Consider the following 21262-nt stretch of genomic DNA (forward strand, 5'->3'; position numbering starts at 1 on the left):
CCCGCGACGCGCAGGTCGACCGCGGTCGCCTCCACGGCGGCACCGCGCGGGTTAGCCTGGCGGGATGACCCTCACCGTCGTCAACGAACCGGATGCCTCCCGCTACGCCCTCCGCCAGGACGGCGACCTCATCGGTGTGGCCGAATACGAACTCCGCGACGACGCGATCGTGTTCACGCACACCGAGGTCGACGAGTCCCTCCGCGAGAAGGGGCTCGCGAGTCAGCTCGTGACCGAGGCCCTCGACGACGTCCGCGCGAACTCAGCTCGCAGAGTGGTCGTGGCCTGCCCGTACATCCGGCACTGGCTCACCGAGCATCCGGAGTACGGCGACCTCCTGAAGCGGTAGTGCGGCCCGCGCCGGAAGCCCGCCGCGCCGGGGTGCTGCGACCGGTGTCGGTGGCTCGCCCACCCTCGGTCGGCGCGCGCCCCTCGACGCGCTGACCGCGTCCGTCGGCTCCGAGGTCGAGCGTGATCTTGCCGCCGTCCCACACGTCTTTCGCGCCGTCACCAGGCAGCGGGGCCGGCGCGGGGAGGAGCGTCTGACGGTCCTGCTCCTGCTGCGCCTCATGACGGCTCGGCGCGAAGACCTCGTCGATCGGCCCGGCGAGTCCGCCCCAGCCGCCCGACCCGCGCTGGGACTTGTTGGAGAGGTCGATCCAGCCGAGCCGCGTGGCGAGCCACAGCAGCACGACAGCGACGACGATTCCCCCGACGATCCACCAGTTCACCGGGACAGGGTACCCGAGCCGCCTGAACGCCGCCCGCGCTCGCGTCCGCCACGGCGTGAATCGAGTCGGGGAATAGTCACGGGGAATCGCCCTCAGACGGGATTAATCCCCGACTCGATTCTGAGTGCCGAGCCCGCGCGGGAGCGCAGCGCCCGGCAGCGCGAGCTCAGCGCGCGCTGAACGCCAGGTCGCGCTCGGCGCGCACGGCGGCGCGCAGCGACTCCACGTCGTAGGCGCCGTAGTGCCGGCGGCCGTTGATGAAGAACGTCGGCGTGCCCGACACCCCGCTCAGGTCGGCCGATCCGGTGTCCTCCATCACGCGGGCCAGGTGCCGCCCGCTCGTGATGTCGGACTCGAAGCGCTCCACGTCGAGGCCGAGCTCGGCCGCGTACCGGTTGAGGTCTTCCGGCTCGAGGCAGTCCTGGTTGGCCAGCAGGATGTCGTGCATCTCCCAGAACGAGCCCTGGGCACCCGCTGCCTCGGCGGCCTCCGCGGCCATCCGGGCTGCCGGATGCACGTCGACCAGCGGCAGGTGCCGCCAGACGAACCGCACCTCGGTGTCCGAGAGCAGCATGCGCACCTCGGGCTCCGCGCGCCCGCAGTACGGGCACTGGAAGTCGCCGTACTCGACGATCGTGACCGGTGCGTCATCCGGACCCCGGATGTGGTCGCGACGAGCGTCGACCGCATCCGCCAGATCGACCAGCTGCTCCGTCTCGCCGAACAGAGCACGGGAACGACGCGCGACAGACAGCGCGTTCGTGATCCGGAACAGCACGAAGGTGATGACGGCCGACAGCAGTGCGGCCGTCAGGATGCCGAGCTTGGCCTGGTCGAGCTGCTCCCCGGTGAACGCGAGGTTGGCGATCAGCACCGCGACGGTGAAGCCGACGCCCGCGATCGTGCCGCTCCCCGCGACGGCCGCCCAGCCGACCGGCGGCTTGACCTTGCCCCGGGTCAGGGCCGTGATCAGCCGCGCGACGCCGAAGATCGCGACCGGCTTGCCCACCACGTAGCCGACGATGATGCCGATCGTGATGGGGGCCGTGTATGCGGTCGCGAGGAACGCGGGGTCGATCGCGATGCCGGCGTTCGCCAGGGCGAAGAGGGGCACGATCACGTAGCTGGTCCAGGGCAGGTAACGCGACTGCAGCCGCTCATTCGGGGAGATCGCGTTGATGAGCCCGGCACTCGCCGTGCGTGCGAGCTGCGGGGTCGGCTGCTCGCGGAAGCTGCGGAACAGGCCGCTCGCCTCCTCCAGGTTGTTGCGCCCGGGCGAATAGGCGGGTGCGACGAGCCCGATCGCCAGACCGGCCACCACCGGGTCGACGCCGCTGAACAGCAGAGCGCCCCAACACAGGAACCCGGCCGCGACGTAGAACGAAGTCGGCGCCTTCGTGTACCGCATCATCAGCGGGAAGAGCGCCCACGCCCCCACGGCGATCAGCAGCGGCACCACCTGGATGTCCGTGCTGTAGACGAGCGCGATGACCAGCAGGGCGACCAGATCGTCCACGATGAACAGGGTGACCATGAAGCCGCGCAGACGCTCCGGCAGGCCCCTGCCCAGGATGGCGACCAGTCCGAGTGCGAGGGCGGTGTCCGTCGACATCGCGACACCCCATCCGACCGCGCCGTCGCCGCCGGCGTTGATCGCCAGGAACAGCAGCACCGGCAGGAGCATCCCGGCCAGCCCCGCGACGAACGGGATGAGCAGCTTGCTCCGGTCGCGCAGGTCGCCGAGGTCGATCTCGCGTCGCGCCTCGAGCCCGACGACGAGGAAGAAGAAGGTCATGAGGCCCTGGCTGACCCATTCGCGCAGGTCGAGGTCGATGCCCCACGTGCCGAGCTGCACCACGAACCGCGTCGACCAGAAGTCCTCGTACGAGCTGCCGGCGACGCTCGCCCACAGCACGGCGACGACGATCGCGGCCAACAGGATGCCCGAACTGGCCGTCTCCGTCTTGAGGTACCGCCCGAACTGCGACGCGATGCTGCGGGCCCACGCGGTCGAGCCCGAATGCCCTGGCGGTGTTTCCTCGCTCATCGTTCCTCCTCCGCCTCCGGCGCGTGCCGGTCGGCCCGGTCGCTGCACTGGTCACGGCGTCTGCCGGAACACCTCATTCCGCCAGTGCTCCACAGCGTACAGTTTCGCTATGGCGAGCAGGGTCGCGGATCTCGCCGACATGGATGCGGTCACCGAGACGATCACGCCGGCGTTCAGCGACGACCCGATCCGGGGTCCGGCGTTCGAACGCGTCGACGGTCGGATCTGGCGCCTCACGGCACGCGGTTGAGCCACTCCTCGGTGCCGAACTTCTCTTCGACCAGCCTCGTGGCCTCGGCGTACTCCTCGGGCGTGATGTCGCCCTCGGTCGCACCGTAGAGCTGCGTGAACGTCTGCTTCATCCGGTCGATCACCTCGGCGCGGGAGAGGCCGGTCTGCGAGCGGAGCGGGTCGACACGCTTGGCCGCACTCGTGATGCCTTTGTCGCTGATCTTCTCGCGGCCGATGCGGAGCACCTCGACCATCTTCTGGCCGTCCATGTCGTAGCTCATCGTCACGTGATGCAGCACAGCGCCCGACCCGAGCCGCTTCTGCGCGGCGCCGCCGATCTTGCCCTTCGGGCTCGTGATGTCGTTGAGCGGCTGGTAGTACGCATCGATGCCGAGCGACTTGAGCGCGATGATCGCCCACTCGTCGAGGAACGCGTAGCTGTCTGCGAAGCTCATCCCCTGCACCAGGTCCGCCGGCGCGTAGATCGAGTACGTGACGACCGAGCCGGCCTCCATGAACATCGCGCCGCCACCCGAGATGCGGCGCACGACGTCGAAGCCGTACTTCTTCGCGTTCTCGGCGTCGACCTCGTTCTTGAGCGACTGGAAGCTGCCGATCACCACGGCGGGCTCATCCCACTCCCAGATGCGGAGGGTGGGCTGCCGGCGTCCCTCGCCGACCTCGGTGGCGAGCACCTCGTCCAGGGCCATCTGCATCACCGGCGGCACGGCCTTGGAATGCACGATCTGCCAGTCGTAGTCCTTCCAGCTCGTGGCCTTCGCCAGCGAGCGCCGGATCGCGACGGCGACGGCCTCCGGCGAGAACCCCAGCAGGGTGGCACCCTCCGGCAGCGCGCCCTTGACGGCAGCGGCGATGGTGGCGGCGTCCGCCGTGGCGGGCAGACCATTGACGGCCTTGTCGATCGCTTCGAGTGCGCTGTCTGGTTCGAGGAAGAAGTCGCCTGCGAGCCGGAAGTTGGCCAGTCTGCCGTCGACGACATCGAGGTCGACGACCACCAGTTTTCCGCCGGGGACCTTGTATTCACCGTGCATGCTCTCAGCCTAGGACGTCGGCGAGCGCGGTGCGCCGGTGTCCGCCACGGGAGGAACAGAACGAACGGGCGCGCGAACGAACGCACGAACGTCCGCACGGGAGCACTCGCACGGGCGCGCTCGCGCGGCCATCCTCGGTAGATTTGACCAGATCGGATGAGGGGAGCATCGATGGAAGCCCTGATCATCGCCGTCGCCGGGCTGCTGGTGGTGGCCGCCGCGACCGCGTTCGCTCCGAAGCTCCGGGTGGCCGCGCCGCTCATCCTGGTCGTGGTCGGGATCGGGATCAGCCTGCTGCCGTTCGTGCCGGACGTGCACGTCGAGGGCGAATGGATCCTCGCCGGCATCCTGCCGCCCCTGCTCTACTCGGCGTCGGTCTCGATGCCGGCCATGAACTTCCGCCGCGAGTTCAACGCCATCGGCGGGCTCTCGGTCGTGCTCGTGGTGCTCTCGTCCGTCGTGCTCGGGCTCTTCTTCGCCTGGATCATCCCGGGCCTCGGCATCTGGTGGGGGATCGCCCTCGGCGCGATCGTCAGCCCGACGGATGCGGTGGCGACGTCGATCGTGAAGCGCGTCGGGATCTCGGGCCGCGTCGTGTCGGTGCTCGAAGGCGAGAGCCTGCTCAACGACGCGACCGCCCTGGTGCTGCTGCGCAGCGCGATCGCGGGGACCGCGGCCACCATCTCGTTCTGGGGCGTGCTCGGCAACTTCGCCTACTCGGTGGCCGTGGCCGGCGTGCTCGGCTTCGCCATCGGGCACCTGAACCTGTGGGTGCGGTCGAAGGTCACGGATGCCACGGTGAACACCGTCATCTCGTTCACTGTGCCGTTCCTCGCATCGATCCCGGCGGAGCTGCTGGGTGCATCCGGGCTCGTGGCGGCCGTGGTCGCCGGCCTCGTCACCGGGCACGGAGCCGCCCGCCGCCTCTCGCCGCAGCACCGGCTCTCCGACAGCCAGAACTGGCGCGTGGTCGAGCTGGTGCTCGAGGGCGCGATCTTCCTGCTGATGGGGCTCGAACTCTCGGCGATCGTCACCGACGTGCAGTACAGGAACGACGGAGTGGGCCCCGCGGTGGTCGTCGCCTTCGGCGCGCTCATCCTGACCCTGGTCGTGCGGGCGGCGTACATCGCTCCGCTGCTGGCCGGGCTGCGGCGACGTGCACGCCGCAGCGCGCAGTTCAAGCCGAGGCTCGACGTCATGCAGCAGCGGCTCGACGGCACCCTCGCACTCCCTGAGGCCGGCAGCGCGGCCGCCGACGAACGGCAGGTGGAGCTCGCCCGCCGCGCGGCGCTCGCGAACCGCCCGGCTCCCGCCAACCGGCCCGCGCCGAATCCGGAGCAGATCGAGCGCGTCAAGACCCGCACCCGCCGCGCCATCGCCGACATCGACTACCTGCTCGCCGCTCCCCTCGGCTGGCGCGAGGGCGGGGTGCTCGTCTGGGCCGGGATGCGCGGGGCCGTCACGCTCGCGGCCGCTCAGACGCTCCCTGTGACGGGAACGCCGGACAGGTCGTTCCTGATCCTGGTCGCGTTCATGGTCGCGGCGTTCTCCCTGCTGATCCAGGGCGGCACGCTCGCCTGGTTCGTGCGCTGGATCAAGCCGGCCGGCCCGGATGTGGAGGCCGAGAAGCAGGAACGCCGTCGTGTGCTCGAGTTGCTCACGACGATCGAGAACACGATCCGGGATGCTCATCCGGTGCCGCTCGAGGACCAGACCGATACGGCTGCCGACGCTGCGCAGGATCCCGAGCAGCCGCCGGCGCAGCGATTCGCGGACATGAAGCGCGTGACCATCGAGATCATCGAGGCGCAACGGACGGCCCTGCTCGATGCCCGCGACGACGGCACGTTCGACGCGGACATCCTCAACAATGCGCTCGACAACCTGGACGCCGACCAGATCAGCATCGAGCTGAAGGGCCGGCCGCTCGGGCAGTGAGAGGTTGCCCGGGCGCGGCAGGGGTTGCCCGCGCTAGTCGGGCCCTCTCCCTCCCTTGTTCACGCTGCCCCGCGGGAGCGAGTGGTCACTTGTTGTCGCTTCGCGGGCCGAAATCCCCGTTTTCGCGACAACTAGTGACCATTCACTCTTCAGTGACCGAGCTGACCTGTGGATAACGGGTGAGAGACCTGCGCCCGGCGTCAGTCGCGGCGGGCGATCCTGGCGCCGAGCCACGCCGTGAGGTCGGCCATGACCTCGTCGCGGTTGGTCTCGTTGTAGATCTCGTGGCGGGCGCCCGGGTACACGATCGTGGTCACATCCGTGAGCCCGGAACGCGACCGGTACGCCTGCTCGAGCCGCCGCGCGCTGGGCTCGCCGCCGAGCGGGTCGTCGCCTCCGACCTGGATGAGCAGGGGGACGTCCCGCGCGAACGACCGCGCCGGGCGGCCGAGCAGTCGTGAGGCGTCCACCGGTCCGAACAGTTTCGGCAGCGGCGTCGACGTGGTGAGCTCGTCGTCGACGAACGCCTGAGCGACGGCCGGATCGCGGCTCAGCCATTCGGCGCCCGTGGTGCCGAGGTGCGCGAACCGCTTGTTGAGGTTGTAGCCGCTGTCCATGGAGCCGAGCATCCGGTACGCGGTTCCGGAGAGCACCGCCGCGTCGTACTCGTCGGAGTGCTTGTTGAGGATCAGCTGCACCATGAGGGAACCCCAGCTGTGCCCGAAGATGACGAGCGGAGCATCCGGGTTCTGGTCGCGGATCAGCCGGCTGAAGCCGTGCAGCGCGTCGACGGTCGCGCGGAGTCCTCCTGGACCGAGCCGGCCGAGCTTGGAGGCGTCGCCCCACTGCGCCATGCCCGTTCGGCCGTGCCCGCGGTGGTCGTCGACGTAGACGGTGTAGCCGTTCGCGTTGAGGTGCTCGGCGAGCGCGCGGTAGCGGCCGGAGTGCTCGCCCACTCCGTGCGCGACCTGCACGATCGCCCGGGGATCGTCGACGGGCCAGACATCGTAGGTGATCGCGATGCCGTGAGCGTCGTTGTAGGTGGGCACGCGCTCATTCTGGCGCACGCGCTGAGCGAACGGGATTTATTTAGCGTGCCTAATTTGTTAGGCTAACAATCTATGACGGCCCGACTCACCACTCACGACCTCAGCAGCGCGCTGCGGGTCGGCGTTGCACGCCTGTCACGGCGGCTCCGAGCGGAGAAGGCCGACGACGAGCTCAGCGACACGCAGACGTCGGCGCTGGCGTTCGTCGTGCGCGAGGGGCCGCGCACCATCGGGCAGCTCAGCGAGCACGAGCGGGTCACCCCGCCGTCGATGAATCGCACGGTCAACCACCTCGAGGCGGCCGGGTACATCCGCCGCACCCCCGATCCGGATGACGGCCGCAAGGTCGTCGTCGAGGTGACGGATGCCGGCCGCGCCCTGGTCACGGAGACCCGCCGCCGCCGCGACGCCTGGCTGCACAAACGCCTCCGCACGCTCACCCCCGAGCAGCGCGCCACCCTGGCCGAGGCCGCGACCATCCTGCGAGAGCTGGCTGATTCGTGAGCGCGATGTTCCGCTCCCTGTCGGGCGTGAACTATCGCATCTGGGCCGGCGGAGCGATCGTGTCCAACGTCGGCACCTGGATGCAGCGCACGGCCCAGGACTGGATCGTGCTCACCCAGCTCACCCACAACAACGCAGCGGCCGTCGGTTTCGTGATGGCGCTGCAGTTCGCACCGGCGCTGCTGCTGCTTCCCGTCACCGGATGGGCGGCCGACCGCCTCGACCGCCGCAAGCTGCTGATGGCGACGCAGGGCGCGATGGGCGCGCTGGGTCTCGGCCTGGGCATCCTGACGATCAGCGGAGCGGTGCAGTTGTGGCACGTCTACGTGTTCGCGGCGCTGCTCGGCTGCGTCGCCGCCTTCGACGCCCCCGCCCGGCAGACGTTCGTCTCCGAGCTCGTCGCCGGCCCGAACCTCTCGAACGCGGTGGCGCTCAACTCGGCGTCGTTCAACACAGCGCGACTGATCGGCCCCGCCGTGGCCGGACTGCTCACGGCGGTCGTCGGCGCGGGCTGGGTGTTCCTGATCAACGCGGCGACGTTCGGCGCGGTATTGCTCTCGCTGAAGTTCCTGAAGGTCGACAAGCTGTACCGCTCCGAGCGCGCGTCGAAGAAGCGCGGTGGGCTGATCGAGGGCTTCCGCTACGTGCGCCGCCGCCCCGACATCATGGTGATCCTCGTGATGGTGTTCCTGATCGGGACCTTCGGCCTGAACTTCCCGATCTTCATCTCGACGATGTCGGTGAGCGTGTTCCACAAGGGGGCGGGCGAGTTCGGCCTGCTCTCGTCGATCATGGCGATCGGATCGGTCGTCGGTGCACTGCTGTCGGCACGGCGGGAGCGCCCACGCGTCTCGCTGCTCTTCGCCGGGGCCGCGTTCTTCGGTTTCGGATGCGCCATCGCGGCCGTGATGCCCGAGTACTGGCTGTTCGCACTCGCGCTGATCATCATCGGCGTCTCGTCGCAGACCCTCATGACCACGGCCAACGGAACGGTGCAGATGACCACGGATCCGCAGTTGCGCGGACGCGTGATGGCGATCTACATGGCGATCTTCATGGGCGGAACGCCCATCGGCGCCCCCATCGTCGGCTGGGTGGCCGACACGTTCGGAGCCCGGTGGGCGCTCGGGGTCGGGGCGGCATCCGGATTCGCTGCGGCGCTGGTCGGCGTCGTGTACCTGGTGAAGTACCGCAACCTGCGGCTCCGTTTCACCGCGTGGCGGCCCCGACTGACACTGGATGCCCGTGCCGAGGTGCGCGAGGAGCTCGCCGAGACCGAGGTGACGGCGGCCCGCGCCTCCTGAGCGCGCCCCCGCCCTCGTCCACACGCCCCTCCCGCACTCCCGCCGGCCGTCGTTTGCCAGTCGATGCGGTCCGGCAGCCCGATGAACCGCATCAAGTGGCAAACGACGATCGAGCGGTGGCCGGGCCGGCCGGGCCGGGCCGGGCGGGCGGGCCGGGCCGGGCGGGCGGGCCGGGCCGGAGTAGCGTCGGAGGCATGACAGTCACCTCGCTGCTCGACATGCGCTTCGCCGCCGACCATCTCGACGACGGACCCCGCGCGCTGCTCGACATCCTCGCCGATACGCGCGCGTTCGACGGCTGCCTCGGTGTGCAGGTCGTCACGGATGTCGTAGACCCCTCCCACGTGATCGCGATCGAGCACTGGGAGTCTCTCGACCACGACGACGCGTACCGCGCCTGGCGCGCGGGCCCCGGAGCGTCCGGCCTCGGCGCCTACCTCGCCGAGCCGCCGACCCTCACCCGCTTCGCCGACGCCGTCGCGCTCTAGCCGCCACAGCGCTCAGCGGCGCACGGCCGTGTAGCGGCACACGGGCCCTCAGCGGCGCACGGCCGCGTGACGCGGCTCGAAGAGCGCCGGCGCGAACACGCGAGCGACCAGCGCCCGCAGCGTCTCGAGGTCGCCCGCCACCAGCCCTTGCGCCCGCGCCTGCACGAGCACATTGCCGAGCGCCGTCGCCTCCACCGGTCCGGCCAGCACCGGCAGCCCAGTGCGGTCGGCCACCAACTGGCAGAGCAGCCGATTGCGCGCTCCCCCGCCGACGATGTGCACCGTGTCGATGGCCCTGCCCGACAGCGCGCCGGCCGCCTCGACCGCGCGCGCGAACGCGTCCGCGAGGCTCTCGACGATGCTGCGCACGTACTCCACCGGGTTCTGCGGCGCCCGAACGCCGTGCTCCGCGCACCACTCGTCGATGCGGGCGGGCAGATCCCCCGGCGCCAGGAATCGCGGATCATCCGCGTCGAAAATCGGTACCGGCGACGTCGATTCCTCCGCACGCGCCAGCAGCGTCACCAGGTCCGCGTCGATCCCGCGCGCCTGCCAGGTGCGGATCGACTCGCTCAGCAGCCACAGGCCCATGACGTTGTGCAGGAATCGCACCCGACCGTCGACGCCGCCCTCGTTCGTGAAGTTCGCCGCGCGGGCCGTCTCGGTGAGCACCGGATGCTCGAGCTCGACACCCACGAGACCCCAGGTTCCGCACGAGATGTACGCCGCGTTCGTCGAGCCCATCGGCACGGCCACCACGGCGGACGCCGTGTCGTGCGACCCCACCGCGGTGACCACCGGCCCGCCCGCACGCGCCGGCCGACCCGCACCCGCACCCGCACCCGACGACCCGGCACCCACCTGCGACAGCACGCTCGGCAGCAGCGAGCCGACCGTCGTCCCCGCCTCGACCACCGGCTGGAACAGCCCGCGCGGCAATTCCAGCGCATCGATCAGCGGCAGATTCCACGCTCCGGCGGCGGTGAGCAACCCCGTCGTCGACGCGTTCGTACGTTCCGCGATCGCCGAGCCGCTCAGCCAGTACGTGAACAGGTCCGGGATGAGCAGCAGAGCATCCACGTCTGCCAGGCGCCCGTCGACCCGGTCGACGGCGAGCTGGTAGAGCGAGTTGAACGGCAGGTACTGCAGCCCGTTCTGCTGATACAGCGCGGCCGCCGTCACCCGGTCGTGGACGAGTGCCGTGCCCGGCGCCGACCGCTCGTCGCGGTAGTGGTACGGAACGCTCTGCAGCACTCCGCCGCGGAGCAGCCCGTAGTCGACCGCCCACGCATCGACCCCGACGCTCAGGATGCCCGGCTCTGCTCGCAGCGCCGACCCCAGCCCGTCGCTCACACTGCGGAACAGCTCGACGATGTTCCAGTGCAGCCCCGGGCGGTCGCCCTCCCAGAGCTGCACCGGCGTGTTCGGGAACCGCGCGGCCTCGGTGAGGGCCAGCTCGTTCGGCCCGACCCGTCCGAGCATCACCCGGCCGCTGGTCGCGCCCAGATCGACCGCGGCGACCGTTCCCGTGCGACTCATCGCCGTCGCGCTCATCGCAAGAAAGCCGCCGCGACACCGGCATCCACAGGGATGTGCAGGCCGGTGGTGTGGTCGAGATCGGACGAGCAGAGCACGAACACCGCGTTGGCCACGTGTTCGGGGAGCACCTCCCGCTTCAGCAGCGTGCGCTGCGCGTAGTACTGGCCCAGCTCCTCCTCCGGCACCCCGTAGACCGCAGCACGCTTGGCGCCCCAGCCGCCGGCGAAGATGCCGGAGCCGCGCACGACCCCGTCGGGGTTGATCCCGTTCACCCGGATGCCGTGGTCGCCGAGTTCCGCGGCCAGCAGTCGCACCTGGTGCGCCTGGTCGGCCTTCGTGGCCGAGTACGCGATGTTGTTGGGCCCCGCGAAGATCGAGTTCTTCGACGAGATGTAGACGATGTCGCCGCCGAGCTTCTGGTCGATCAGCACCCGGGCCGCCGCCCGCGACACGAGGAACGAGCCCTTCGCCATCACGTTGTGCTGCAGGTCCCAGTCGGCCACCGTCGTCTCCAGCAGCGACTTCGACAGCGAGAGCCCGGCGTTGTTGACGACCAGGTCGAGGCCGCCGAACGCGAGCAGGGCCGCATCCACCGCGTGCTGCACCGCCGACTCGTCGGTGACGTTCGCGACCACACCGATCGCGACATCCGTCGACCCGATCTCGGCAGCGGCGGCCTGCGCCTTCTCGAGGTCGAGGTCGGCGATCACGACGCACGCGCCCTCGGCCGCGAGCCGGGTGGCGATCGCCTTGCCGATTCCGGAGGCGGCGCCGGTCACGAGCGCGATCCGCGATGCGAGCGGCTTCGGCGTGGGCATCCGCTGCAGCTTGGCCTCTTCGAGCGCCCAGTACTCGATGCGGAACTTCTCCGCCTCGTCGATCGGGGCGTAGGTCGAGAGCGACTCGGCGCCGCGCATCACGTTGATGGCGTTGATGTAGAACTCGCCGGCGACGCGCGCGGTCTGCTTGTTCGCGCCGTAGGAGAACATCCCGACGCCGGGGATCAGCACGATCGCCGGGTCGGCGCCGCGGATGGCCGGGGAGTCCGGCGTCGCATGGCGGTCGTAGTACGCCTGGTAGTCGGCGCGGTACTGCTCGTGCAGGTCCTCCAGGCGCGCGACGGAGTCCTCGATCGACGCGTCGGCCGGGAGATCGAGCACGAGCGGCTTCACCTTGGTGCGCAGGAAGTGGTCGGGACACGAGGTGCCGAGCGCGGCGAGGCGCGGGTGCTCCGACGACGCGAGGAAGTCGAGCACGACGTCGGCGTCGGTGAAGTGGCCCACCTGTGCGCGGTCGGTCGAGGCCAGCGCCCGGATGTGCGGGGCCAGAGCGGCAGCCTTGGCCAGGCGCTCGGCGGGCTCCAGCGGCTCGTAACCGGCCAAGCCGGTTCCGAACGGCTCCGGACGCCCGTGCTCCGCGATGTACGCGGCGGCGGTCTCGATGATCCACAGCGAGTTGGCCTCGGCCTCCTCAGAGGTGTCGCCCCACGCGGTGATGCCGTGACCGCCGAGGATCGCACCGACGGCATCCGGGTTGTCGCGCTTGATCGCCGCGATGTCGAGCCCCAGCTGGAACCCGGGACGACGCCACGGCACCCATGCGACACGCGAGCCGAACGCCTTCTGCGTCAGCTCCTCTCCGTCGGCGGCGGTCGCGATCGCGATGCCGGAGTCCGGATGCAGGTGGTCGACATGCGCCGCATCCACGAGCCCGTGCATCGCGGTGTCGATCGACGGTGCAGCGCCGCCCTTTCCGTGCAGGGTGTAGTCGAACGCGGCGACCATCTCGTCCTCGCGCTCGACGCCCGGGTACACGTCGGCCAGCGCGCGCAGCCGGTCGAGGCGCAGCACCGCGAGCCCCGGCTCCGTGAGCGTGCCGAGGTCGCCGCCGGAGCCCTTGACCCAGAGCAGCTCCACCGGCTCGCCGGTGACCGGGTCGGTCTCGGTGCCCTTGGCCGACGTGTTGCCGCCGGCGTAGTTGGTGTTACGCGGGTCGGAGCCCAGCCTGTTGGAGCGCGCGATCAGATCGGCGACAGCAGGATTCGCCATGCTCACGCCCCCCAGCCGGCCTGGGTGCCGCCGACGCGGTCGGCCTCGATCTTCTCCTGGTATCCGGATGCGGCGTACGCCTTCATCGGGTCACCCGGCAGACCGCGGGACTCGCGCCATTCGGCGAGCGCCGGGCGCACATCCGAGTAGAACGCGTCCATCAGGATGCCGTTGGCGCCGAGAACGTCGCCGCAGGCCTGCGCCTTCTTCAACGCCTCGGTGTCGACGAGCAGTGCCCTGGCCGTCATCTCCTGCACGTTGAGCACCGACCGGATCTGGCCGGGGATCTTCTTCTCGATGTTGTGGCACTGGTCGAGCATGAACGCGACATCCGGATTGGCGTAGCCGCCGCCGCGGATGACCTCGTACAGGATGCGGAACAGCTGGAACGGGTCGGCGGCACCCACGATGAGGTCGTCGTCGGCGTAGAACCGCGAGTTGAAATCGAACGAGCCCAGCTTTCCGAGGCGCAGCAGCTGCGCGACGATGAACTCGATGTTCGTGCCCGGCGCGTGGTGGCCGGTGTCGAGGCAGACGAACGCGCGGTCACCGAGCGCGGCGGTGTGGGCGTAGCTGGTCCCCCAGTCCGGGACATCCGTGTGATAGAACGCCGGCTCGAAGAACTTGTACTCGAGGACGAGACGCTGGTCCTCGCCGATCCGCTCGTAGATCTTCGCGAGCGAATCGGCGAGGCGATCCTGGCGGGCCCTGATGTCATCCTGACCCGGATAGTTGGTGCCGTCGGCCAGCCAGATCTTGAGGTCTCGCGACCCCGTCTCGTTCATCACGTCGATGCACGCGAAGTGGTGGTCGATCGCCTTCTGGCGGATCTTGGGGTCGGAGTGCGTCACCGAGCCCAGCTTGTAGTCGTCGTCCTGGAAGGTGTTCGAGTTGACGGTGCCGAGCCCGACCCCGTTGTCCTCCGCGTGCTTGCGCAGGTCGGAGTAGGAGTCCACCAGGTCCCACGGGATGTGCAACGCGACCGTGGGCGCAAGGCCGGTGTGCTTGTGCACCTGCGCGGCATCCGAGATCTTCTCGAACGGATCGCGCGGCGTCCCCGGCGACCCGAACACCTTGAACCGGGTGCCTGAGTTACCGAACGCCCAAGACGGCAGTTCGATCGCCTGCGCGGCGAGCGGCGTTGTGATGTCGGTGAGATCAGTCATGTCAGTTCATTCGTTTCTGGTTCGCGGTGGAGCCGGCGTCGGTGGTGTCGGGGTCTAGGAGCGGGCGCCGACCGTGTCGAGAACGGGCACCGTCACCGACACCCGGCCTCCCTCGATCGCACGGTCGTCCTGACCGGGAAGACGGAGGACGCCGGTGACGCCCTCGGGAATCTCAGCCGTGACGCTGAGCTGGTCGTCCGAAACGGTCCACTGCACAGCAACACGGCCGGCGGGGGTCTCGAGCGCGGTCTCGGCCTCGGTGAGACCGCCGCCGGGCTGGGGCGCGATGAGCACGGAGGAGTATCCGGGAGCCAGCGGGGCGATCCCGCCGACGACGCGGTGCATCCAGTCGGCCACGGCGCCGAGGGCGTAGTGGTTGAACGAGGTCATCTCCCCCGGGTTGATGGTGCCGTCCGGCAGCATCGAGTCCCAGCGCTCCCACACCGTGGTGGCACCCATGGTGACCGGGTAGAGCCACGACGGGCACTCCTTCTCGAGGAGCAGCTTGTATGCGTCGTCCAGGTGGCCGGTGCGGGTGAGCGCATCGGTGATGAACGGAGTGCCGGCGAATCCGGTCGAGATGCGGTAGCCGGCCTCCGCGGCGAGTTCGGCGAGGCGGTCGCCCGCCACGGCCTCATCCGCTGCGTCGAGCAGGTCGAAGACGATCGCGAGCGCGTACACCGTGGTGCAGTCGCTGAACACTCGCCCGTTGTCGACGTAGTGCTCGTTGAACGCGGCACGGAGGTCGGCGGCGATCGTCGAGAACTCGGCGTACTCGGCGTCGCGGCCGAGGATCTTCGCCGTCTCGGCGACGATCGTCGCCGAGTGGAAGGCGCACGCCGTCGCCACCACCCCGGTGTCGGCCTTGGCCTTGGCGGGGTCCTCCGGCGGGGCATCCGGGTCGAGCCAGTCGCCGAACTGGAAGCCCGTGTCCCACAGGCCGTTCGCCGAGAGCTTGGAGTGCACGCGGCGCACATGCCCGGTCATCGAGGCGAACTGGTTCGCCAGCACCTCTTTGTCGCCGTAGGCCTGGTAGAGGGTCCACGGGACCCAGACGCCGGCGTCGCTCCAGATCGCGGTGGAGTCGGTCTCGGGGAAGCCGCCCGGCTTCTCGAGGTACTTGAGAACGTCGGGGACCACGTACGGGATGACGTCGTCCTGGTGCTCCTGCTCGAGCGCGAGGTCGCGCAGCCAGTCACTGAGGAAGGCGTCGATGTCGTACAGGAAGGCGGCGGTCGGCGCGAAGGCGGCGATGTCGCCGGTCCAGCCGAGGCGCTCGTCGCGCTGCGGGCAGTCGGTGGGCACGTCGACGAAGTTGCCGCGCATCCCCCACACGACGTTCTCGTGGAACTGGTTCAGCATCGGGTCGGAACTGCGGAAGGTGCCGATCCGTTCGAGGTCGGAGCCGATCGCGACCGCCGTGAGATCCTCGGGCTTCAGCTCGCCCGGCCATCCGGTGATCTCGGCGTAGCGGAAGCCGTGGAAGGTGAACGTCGGCTCGAAGACGTCCTCGCCACCGCTCAGGATGTAGCGGTCGGTCGCCAGGGCCGTGCGCAGCGGGCGCGTGCCCAGCTCACCGTGCTCGAGCACCTCGGCGTGCTTGATCGACACCTCGGAGCCCTCGGGACCCTGCACGCTGACGCGCACCCAGCCGACCAGATTCTGCCCGAAGTCGATCAGCGTCTTACCGGACGGCGACGTCGTGATCGCCTTCACCGGCAGCTCGTTCCAGCGGGTGACCTTCGGGCCGACATACGGGGTGAGGATCGAGGTGTCGACGTCGAGGGCGTGCACTCCCACCCAGCCCTCACCGGAGAATCCGGGCCGGCGCCAGGCGTCGTCGCGGCGGCGGGCGTCGATGGTCTCGCCGTCGTACAGGTCGTTGGCGAGCACCGCGCTCGGGCCGGCCGTCCAGCTCTCGTCGGTGACGACGGTCTGCGTCGCGCCGTCGGCGAACGTCACCTCGAGCTGCGCGAAGGCGCCGAGCTCCGTGCCGTAGAACTCTCCACGTCCCGACCAGCCCAGGCGGCCCCGGAACCAGCCGTTGCCGAGGGCGAGACCGAGGACGCTCGTGTCGTCGATCAGGCCGGTCACGTCGTAGGTGGCGTAACGGAGGCGCCACTCGTAGCTGCTCCAGCCGGGCGTCAGCAGGTCGTCGGAGACCGGCCGGCCGTTCAGCCACGCCTCGACGACGCCCTGGGCGGTGAGCGTCAGCGTCGCGCCGGTCACGGCTCCGTGGCCTTCGTCGAGCGTGAATTCGCTGCGGAGCAGCGGTGCTCCGTTGAAGTCGTCATCGGCTGCGATCATGCGAGCTTGCCAGTTCATTGAGAATTCTCCATTGTGTTTCGGTCGGTGACGGATGGGTCGTTGGTGCGGTGGCGTCGGCGGGCGGGTCAGCCCTTGACGGCACCGCTGGTCATGCCGGCGACGATCTGCCTGTTGAAGAAGATGTAGGCGACGAGCGGCGGGATGGTGATGAGGAAGATGGCCATGAAGAGCAGGTTGTAGAAGCTCAGGTTCTGGCCGGAGAAGGTGTACAGCGCGAGCTGCACGGTCACGTTCTGGTCGCCCGGCAGGAAGTACAGCGGACCGGCGAAGTCGTTGAAGACGAAGACGGCCTGCACGACGATCACCGTGACGATCACCGGCCGGAGCAGCGGAAGCACAACCCGCAGGAACATCCGCACCGGGCCGGCGCCGTCGAGCACGGCCGCCTCGTCGAGCTCGCGCGGGATGTTCCCGACGAACGCGCGGAAGAGCAGGATGCAGAACGACAGCCCGAAGGTGGTCTCCACCAGGATCATGCCCGGCAGCGTCCCGAACAGCTTGAGACCCTGCAGCACCCAGATGGTCGGCACGACGGCGGGAGGCACGATGAGGCCGGCCAGCACGAAGAAGTTGACGACGGGTCCCCACTTGCTGCGCTTGCGGGCCAGGATGTAGCCGGCCATCGCCGAGATGATCACCATCAGCAGAACCGAGAAGATCGTGAGCACAGCGCTGTTGATGATGGCGCGCCCGATGACTCCGTCGTTCGAGGTCAGGGTGTCCACCAGGTTCTGGAAGAACATGAACTGCTTCGGCCAGGAGAAGGCGAGGTCCGAGGCCTCCGACGGCGACTTGGCGGCCTGCAGTAGCACGAACGCGAACGGGACGAGGAAGACGACGATGGAAACGAGGATCGCGATGGTGCCGACGATCCAGGCCCTGGTGCGTTCGCGGGTCACAGTTCCACCTGCTTTCGGTTGAGGAAGTACGAGAGGGGGACCATGATCACCGTGACCACGAGGAACAGCACCACGTTGCCGGCGGTCGAGAGGCCGAAGAATCCCGCCTGGTACTGCTTGTAGATCACGGAGGCGAGAACGTCGCTGGTGAAGCCGGGGCCGCCGCCGGTGGTCGCCCAGATGATGTCGAACGACCGGAGGCCGCCGATGAGCGACAGGATGATCACGGTCGCGGTCGCACCCCGGGAGAGCGGGATGGTGATCTGGCGCAGGATCTTCCAGTACCCGGCGCCGTCGATGCGCGCCGCCTCGAAGTACTCGGTCGGGATGGCGACGATGCCGGCCATGAAGATGAGCGTCGCGATTCCGACGCCCTTCCAGATGTCGACACCGGCGATCGTGTAGAGCGCGAGGTTCGGGTCGGTGAACCAGCCGGGCTGCGGGAGCCCGAAGAAGCCGAGCACCGCGTTCACCATTCCGTGGAACGGGTCGAGGAGCGACTTGAACATGATGCCGACGCCGATGGTCGAGATCAGCACCGGGAAGAAGACGACGGCGCGGAGGTAGCCGCGGCCGATGACGGGGCTCGTGAGGAGCAGCGCCAGGAAGAACCCGATGATCACCTTGGCGCCCGACGTGAGCACGGCGTAGATCAGGGTGTGGATGAAGCTCGTGTACAGCTGGGGGTCGCTGAAGAACTGCACGAAGTTGTCGAACCCGATGAACGTCGAGTCGAACAGCGACCAGCGGGTCAGCGAGAAGTAGAACGACGAGAATGTCGGGAGAGCGAAGAAGACCACGTACAGCACCAGGGCCGGTATGAAGAACCAGGTCGGGTAGTACGACTTGATCGGTCGCCGCTTCTTGGGGCCGTGAGCGACGCGCCCCTCTGTGACGATGTCGGCCGCTTGGATGGCGGTCGCAGGTGTTGCCGTCGACATGTTTACTCCTCGTCGAGTATGGATCTGCGGTGCGTTGCACCAGGGGCCACGGCCGGGTGGCCGTGGCCCCTGGTGCTGAGACGCTACGCCCGGAGGCGCTGCATCGGTGTGAGGCTTACCAGCCCTTGAGTCCGAGCTGCTGGGCCTGAGCCTTCACGTCGTTGTCGTAGAGGGCCGCACCCGCCTTACCGGTGGAGATGCCGGAGCCGACCTGGATGAGGATCTTCTCGAGGTTCGGTCCCTTGATCGGGGAGAGGAACTCGAGCGCCAGACCGGTCTTCTTGGCATCCTGGTACGCCAGCTCATCCTTCACGAGGCCCGGCGCGTCATCCGGGACCGTGCAGGTGCTGATCGCGAACGGACCGGCCGCTGTTGCGGCCTTGTTCTGGATGTCGCAGCCTGCGGGAGAGTTGATGAAGGCGACGAGCTTCTTCGCCGACGTCAGCTTGTCGCCGGTCGTCGACTTCGGGATGTAGGCGCCGCCCGGCTCCCACACGGTCGCGCTCGGGTCGCCCGACTCGGTCGGCATGGCGAAGTAGCCGATGTCGTTGACCTGGTCGGGGTTGGACTGCAGCACGTTGCTGATCACCGCGGTGATCATCGGGTACTGGGCGCCGGCACCGGTCGCGAGCATCTTCAGTGCGTTCACGTTGGTGAGCGACGCGTAGTCCTTGTTCATCAGACCCTTGTCGAAGATCTCCTGCGTGTGCGTGAAGCCGGCCAGCGCGGGCGGGTTCGAGTACTTCGCCTTGTTGTTCGTGTAGTCGTCGGCCCAGTTCGGGTCGGCCGCACTGATGTTGGCGAAGTCGGCGAGCACGAAGAGCTGGCTGGTCCAGGTGTCTCCGTACGACTGGATCACCGGGGTGATCCCGGCGGCCTTGATCTTCTCGCTGTTGCTGATGAACTCGTCCCAGGTCTTGGGAACGGTGAGCCCGAGCTTCTCGTAGACCTTCTTGTTGTACATGACGCCGCCGTCGAAGGTGGTGCCCGTCGGTGCGCCGTAGGTGGCCTTGTCGGTGCTGACCGTCTTCTTGAAGTCGTCCGTGATGTTCTTCACCCAGGACTCGTCGGTGAGCGGCTGAAGCTGGGTGTCGGGGTGCAGGGCCTGGAACAGCGAGCCCGAGTTGTACAGGAATACGTCGTCCATGGTGCCGGTGGACAGTCGGGTCTTGATCAGGTTGTCACCGTCCGTACCGGCCGGACGCGTGTTCACCTTCACCTTGATCGAGGGGTTCTCCTTCATGAACCCCTTCGCCAGCGCGTTGGCGAACGACGTGGCGGCCGGATCGTTGCCTCCGGCCATCAGCGTGATCGAGGATGATCCCGAGCCACCGCTCGATGAACACCCGACGAGGGTGAGGGCCGCGAGGGCCGCCCCACCGAATATGGCGACAGCGCGCGCCGTCGTCTTACGAGAGAACATGAATACCTCCTTGTATTGGCGCCGCAGCTCCCGATGGGGGATTCGGGTTCGCATTGAAACGCTTCATTTGAAGATAGGTGCGCCCTGGATGTGCGTCAAGAGCGAATTGTAACGATTCAGCAACGGAGGAATTCTCCGTTTAGAGATGATGCGGAAGGCCGCATTGCGTAGCGTGCGGGCCCCGGCCAAGCCGGGCATCCGGCCGATAAGGTGTTCAATGAACGGATCGCCAATAGGTGCGCGCCACAACAAAAGAAGTTCGCGGCCGTTAACGTTTCAATGCTCGGGCCACCTAGAATGCGAAGCGGAAAGGACGGCTATGGTTTCGCCCAGCGTCAAGGACGTCGCAGCACTCGCTCGCGTCTCGATCGGCACCGTCTCGAACGTGCTCAACCGTCCCGAGATCGTCTCCCCCGACACTGTCGAGCGCGTCACGCTCGCCATGGAGAAGCTCTCCTACGTGCGCAACGAGGCGGCCAGGCAGCTGCGCGTCGGTCACAGCAACGCGCTCGGCGTGATCACGCTCAGCGGCAGCAACCCGTTCTTCACCGAGCTCACGACGGCCGCCGAAGACAGCGCGGCCTCCGCGGGCTACTCGGTCATCGCCGGCAACAGCAACGAGAAGAAAGACAGGGAGTCGGGCTACCTCAACCTGTTCGAGGAACTGCGCGTGCGCGGCGTGCTGATCTCGCCGGTCGGCAATGTGGTCCCACGATTGCGCCGGATGCGGCAGCGCGGCATCCCCGCCGTGCTCGTCGACCGCGTGAGCAACGACCTCTCCTTCAGTTCGGTCTCCGTCGACGACGTCGCGGGTGGCGCCCTCGCGGTCTCGCACCTCATCGAGTCGGGGCGGCGTCGCATCGCAGTCGTCGGCGGCCCGACGGAGATCCGCCAGGTGAGCGACCGCCTGCAGGGCGCGCGACAGGCGGCCGCCGCGCATCCGGGCGTCACGCTCGAGGTCATCGTCGTGAACGGATTGACGGTGCAGGAGGGCCGACGAGCCGGCGAGGCGATCGTGGAGCGTGCGCCGTCGGCGCGGCCCGACGGCATCTTCGCCGCGAACGACCTGCTTGCGATCGGCCTGCTCCAGGCGCTCAACATGCAGGGCGAGATCGCCATCCCCGACGAGATCGCGCTCGTCGGCTACGACGACATCCTGTTCGCCAGCGCTTCCGTGGTCCCGCTGACCTCGATCCGGCAGCCGAGCCGGCTGATCGGCGAGACGGCGGTGCAGATCCTGCTCGAAGAAGCGGACGACCCCGACCTCGAGCCGCGGCAGATCCTGTACCAGCCGGAACTCGTGGTGCGGGCGAGCAGCGCGAGCGCGCCGCCGGCGTAGCGCCGCCGGCGCGCTCCTGGCGCGCGCGGCGCTTGCCTGTCGCGGTCGGCGATTTGTGGCAGAAGTCGACTCTGACCGCGCCATTCCCGTGCATTGCCACAAATCGTCGGCGCGGCTCGGGCGGCCGGGATCGTGCGCGCTAAAACGAATCAATCGGTCGGCCATACGCACGGGCGCGGCACGGGCGCTCGCAGCCCGAATCGCAGTGAATCCCTGGGAGCGCAGACACTTGACG

Annotated in this window: 18 protein-coding genes; 7 read left to right on the forward strand and 11 right to left on the reverse strand. The window is 68.6% G+C overall.

Annotated features, from left to right (window positions below; genetic code table 11):
• Positions 1–64 precede the first annotated feature (64 nt).
• Positions 65–349, forward strand: a complete 285-nt coding sequence (locus AC1DB1_RS03195) for a GNAT family N-acetyltransferase (protein ID WP_477199759.1) — start codon at positions 65–67, stop codon at positions 347–349.
• On the opposite strand, the gene AC1DB1_RS03200 is transcribed toward AC1DB1_RS03195, so the two are convergent.
• Positions 309–731 (reverse strand): hypothetical protein, encoded by a 423-nt coding sequence (locus AC1DB1_RS03200; RefSeq protein WP_477199760.1) that lies wholly within the window; start codon positions 729–731, stop codon positions 309–311. The genes AC1DB1_RS03195 and AC1DB1_RS03200 overlap by 41 nt on opposite strands.
• Before the next feature lie 166 nt (positions 732–897).
• Positions 898–2778, reverse strand: coding sequence for a Na+/H+ antiporter NhaA (locus AC1DB1_RS03205; RefSeq protein ID WP_477199761.1), 1881 nt, complete (start codon positions 2776–2778; stop codon positions 898–900).
• Positions 2779–2887: 109 nt separating this feature from the next.
• Between AC1DB1_RS03205 and AC1DB1_RS03210 the strand changes: the two genes are divergently transcribed.
• Positions 2888–3028, forward strand: coding sequence for a hypothetical protein (locus tag AC1DB1_RS03210; protein ID WP_477199762.1), 141 nt, complete (start codon positions 2888–2890; stop codon positions 3026–3028).
• Here AC1DB1_RS03210 and AC1DB1_RS03215 read toward each other — a convergent pair.
• Positions 3012–4061: a lipoate--protein ligase family protein gene (locus tag AC1DB1_RS03215; RefSeq protein ID WP_271176755.1), complete on the reverse strand. Its 1050-nt coding sequence runs from the start codon at positions 4059–4061 to the stop codon at positions 3012–3014. The two genes, AC1DB1_RS03210 and AC1DB1_RS03215, sit on opposite strands and share 17 nt — an antisense overlap.
• Positions 4062–4232: 171 nt before the next feature.
• On the opposite strand from AC1DB1_RS03215, the gene AC1DB1_RS03220 reads away from it, so the two are divergent.
• Entirely contained in the window at positions 4233–5999 is a 1767-nt protein-coding gene (locus AC1DB1_RS03220) for a cation:proton antiporter (RefSeq protein WP_477199763.1), read from the forward strand.
• 200 nt (positions 6000–6199) lie between these two features.
• Here the strand turns inward: AC1DB1_RS03220 and AC1DB1_RS03225 are convergent, their stop codons facing one another.
• Positions 6200–7048: an alpha/beta fold hydrolase gene (locus AC1DB1_RS03225; protein ID WP_477199764.1), complete on the reverse strand. Its 849-nt coding sequence runs from the start codon at positions 7046–7048 to the stop codon at positions 6200–6202.
• Positions 7049–7120: 72 nt separating this feature from the next.
• Between AC1DB1_RS03225 and AC1DB1_RS03230 the strand changes: the two genes are divergently transcribed.
• The 3 genes from AC1DB1_RS03230 (at position 7121) to AC1DB1_RS03240 (ending at position 9344) form a co-directional block, all read left to right on the forward strand.
• Positions 7121–7552: a MarR family winged helix-turn-helix transcriptional regulator gene (locus tag AC1DB1_RS03230; protein WP_271176752.1), complete on the forward strand. Its 432-nt coding sequence runs from the start codon at positions 7121–7123 to the stop codon at positions 7550–7552.
• 5 nt (positions 7553–7557) lie between these two features.
• Positions 7558–8856, forward strand: coding sequence for an MFS transporter (locus tag AC1DB1_RS03235; protein ID WP_477200077.1), 1299 nt, complete (start codon positions 7558–7560; stop codon positions 8854–8856).
• Between the two features lie 194 nt (positions 8857–9050).
• Complete coding sequence (locus AC1DB1_RS03240) at positions 9051–9344, forward strand: putative quinol monooxygenase (RefSeq protein WP_477199765.1); 294 nt, start codon at positions 9051–9053, stop codon at positions 9342–9344.
• A gap of 48 nt (positions 9345–9392) precedes the next feature.
• Here AC1DB1_RS03240 and AC1DB1_RS03245 read toward each other — a convergent pair whose 3' ends face one another.
• From AC1DB1_RS03245 to AC1DB1_RS03275, 7 genes are all read right to left on the reverse strand, one after another.
• Positions 9393–10883 carry a rhamnulokinase gene (locus AC1DB1_RS03245; RefSeq protein ID WP_477199766.1) on the reverse strand — a complete coding sequence of 497 codons (1491 nt, stop codon included), beginning with the start codon at positions 10881–10883 and terminating at the stop codon, positions 9393–9395.
• A gap of 11 nt (positions 10884–10894) precedes the next feature.
• Entirely contained in the window at positions 10895–12931 is a 2037-nt protein-coding gene (locus AC1DB1_RS03250; RefSeq protein WP_477199767.1) for a bifunctional aldolase/short-chain dehydrogenase, read from the reverse strand.
• Between the two features lie 2 nt (positions 12932–12933).
• Positions 12934–14097, reverse strand: a complete 1164-nt coding sequence (gene rhaI, locus AC1DB1_RS03255) for an L-rhamnose isomerase (RefSeq protein WP_477199768.1) — start codon at positions 14095–14097, stop codon at positions 12934–12936.
• Between the two features lie 54 nt (positions 14098–14151).
• Positions 14152–16422, reverse strand: a complete 2271-nt coding sequence (locus tag AC1DB1_RS03260; RefSeq protein ID WP_477199769.1) for an alpha-L-rhamnosidase — start codon at positions 16420–16422, stop codon at positions 14152–14154.
• A gap of 68 nt (positions 16423–16490) precedes the next feature.
• Entirely contained in the window at positions 16491–17324 is an 834-nt protein-coding gene (locus AC1DB1_RS03265) for a carbohydrate ABC transporter permease (RefSeq protein WP_271176746.1), read from the reverse strand.
• The gene (locus AC1DB1_RS03270) at positions 17321–18265 is read right to left on the reverse strand and encodes a carbohydrate ABC transporter permease (protein ID WP_271176745.1); all 945 of its coding nucleotides are present in this window, start codon (positions 18263–18265) and stop codon (positions 17321–17323) included. Before AC1DB1_RS03270 ends, AC1DB1_RS03265 begins: the two co-directional genes overlap by 4 nt.
• 115 nt (positions 18266–18380) lie before the next feature.
• Positions 18381–19688 (reverse strand): ABC transporter substrate-binding protein, encoded by a 1308-nt coding sequence (locus AC1DB1_RS03275; protein WP_477199770.1) that lies wholly within the window; start codon positions 19686–19688, stop codon positions 18381–18383.
• Positions 19689–20007: 319 nt separating this feature from the next.
• On the opposite strand from AC1DB1_RS03275, the gene AC1DB1_RS03280 reads away from it, so the two are divergent.
• The gene (locus AC1DB1_RS03280; RefSeq protein ID WP_477199771.1) at positions 20008–21027 is read left to right on the forward strand and encodes a LacI family DNA-binding transcriptional regulator; all 1020 of its coding nucleotides are present in this window, start codon (positions 20008–20010) and stop codon (positions 21025–21027) included.
• The last annotated feature ends 235 nt before the right edge of the window (positions 21028–21262 follow it).

The sequence above is a fragment of the Leifsonia sp. 10N434 genome, from assembly GCF_056394405.1.

Bases quoted from the DNA above. Each gene is read 5' to 3' on its own strand.
- AC1DB1_RS03195 (WP_477199759.1), top strand. From the start codon at position 65: ATGACCCTCACCGTCGTCAACGAACCGGATGCCTCCCGCTACGCCCTC.
- AC1DB1_RS03205 (WP_477199761.1), bottom strand. From the start codon at position 2,778: ATGAGCGAGGAAACACCGCCAGGGCATTCGGGCTCGACCGCGTGGGCC.
- AC1DB1_RS03210 (WP_477199762.1), top strand. From the start codon at position 2,888: ATGGCGAGCAGGGTCGCGGATCTCGCCGACATGGATGCGGTCACCGAG.
- AC1DB1_RS03215 (WP_271176755.1), bottom strand. From the start codon at position 4,061: ATGCACGGTGAATACAAGGTCCCCGGCGGAAAACTGGTGGTCGTCGAC.
- AC1DB1_RS03220 (WP_477199763.1), top strand. From the start codon at position 4,233: ATGGAAGCCCTGATCATCGCCGTCGCCGGGCTGCTGGTGGTGGCCGCC.
- AC1DB1_RS03230 (WP_271176752.1), top strand. From the start codon at position 7,121: ATGACGGCCCGACTCACCACTCACGACCTCAGCAGCGCGCTGCGGGTC.
- AC1DB1_RS03235 (WP_477200077.1), top strand. From the start codon at position 7,558: ATGTTCCGCTCCCTGTCGGGCGTGAACTATCGCATCTGGGCCGGCGGA.
- AC1DB1_RS03240 (WP_477199765.1), top strand. From the start codon at position 9,051: ATGACAGTCACCTCGCTGCTCGACATGCGCTTCGCCGCCGACCATCTC.
- AC1DB1_RS03245 (WP_477199766.1), bottom strand. From the start codon at position 10,883: ATGAGTCGCACGGGAACGGTCGCCGCGGTCGATCTGGGCGCGACCAGC.
- AC1DB1_RS03250 (WP_477199767.1), bottom strand. From the start codon at position 12,931: ATGGCGAATCCTGCTGTCGCCGATCTGATCGCGCGCTCCAACAGGCTG.
- rhaI (WP_477199768.1), bottom strand. From the start codon at position 14,097: ATGACTGATCTCACCGACATCACAACGCCGCTCGCCGCGCAGGCGATC.
- AC1DB1_RS03260 (WP_477199769.1), bottom strand. From the start codon at position 16,422: ATGAACTGGCAAGCTCGCATGATCGCAGCCGATGACGACTTCAACGGA.
- AC1DB1_RS03270 (WP_271176745.1), bottom strand. From the start codon at position 18,265: ATGTCGACGGCAACACCTGCGACCGCCATCCAAGCGGCCGACATCGTC.
- AC1DB1_RS03275 (WP_477199770.1), bottom strand. From the start codon at position 19,688: ATGTTCTCTCGTAAGACGACGGCGCGCGCTGTCGCCATATTCGGTGGG.
- AC1DB1_RS03280 (WP_477199771.1), top strand. From the start codon at position 20,008: ATGGTTTCGCCCAGCGTCAAGGACGTCGCAGCACTCGCTCGCGTCTCG.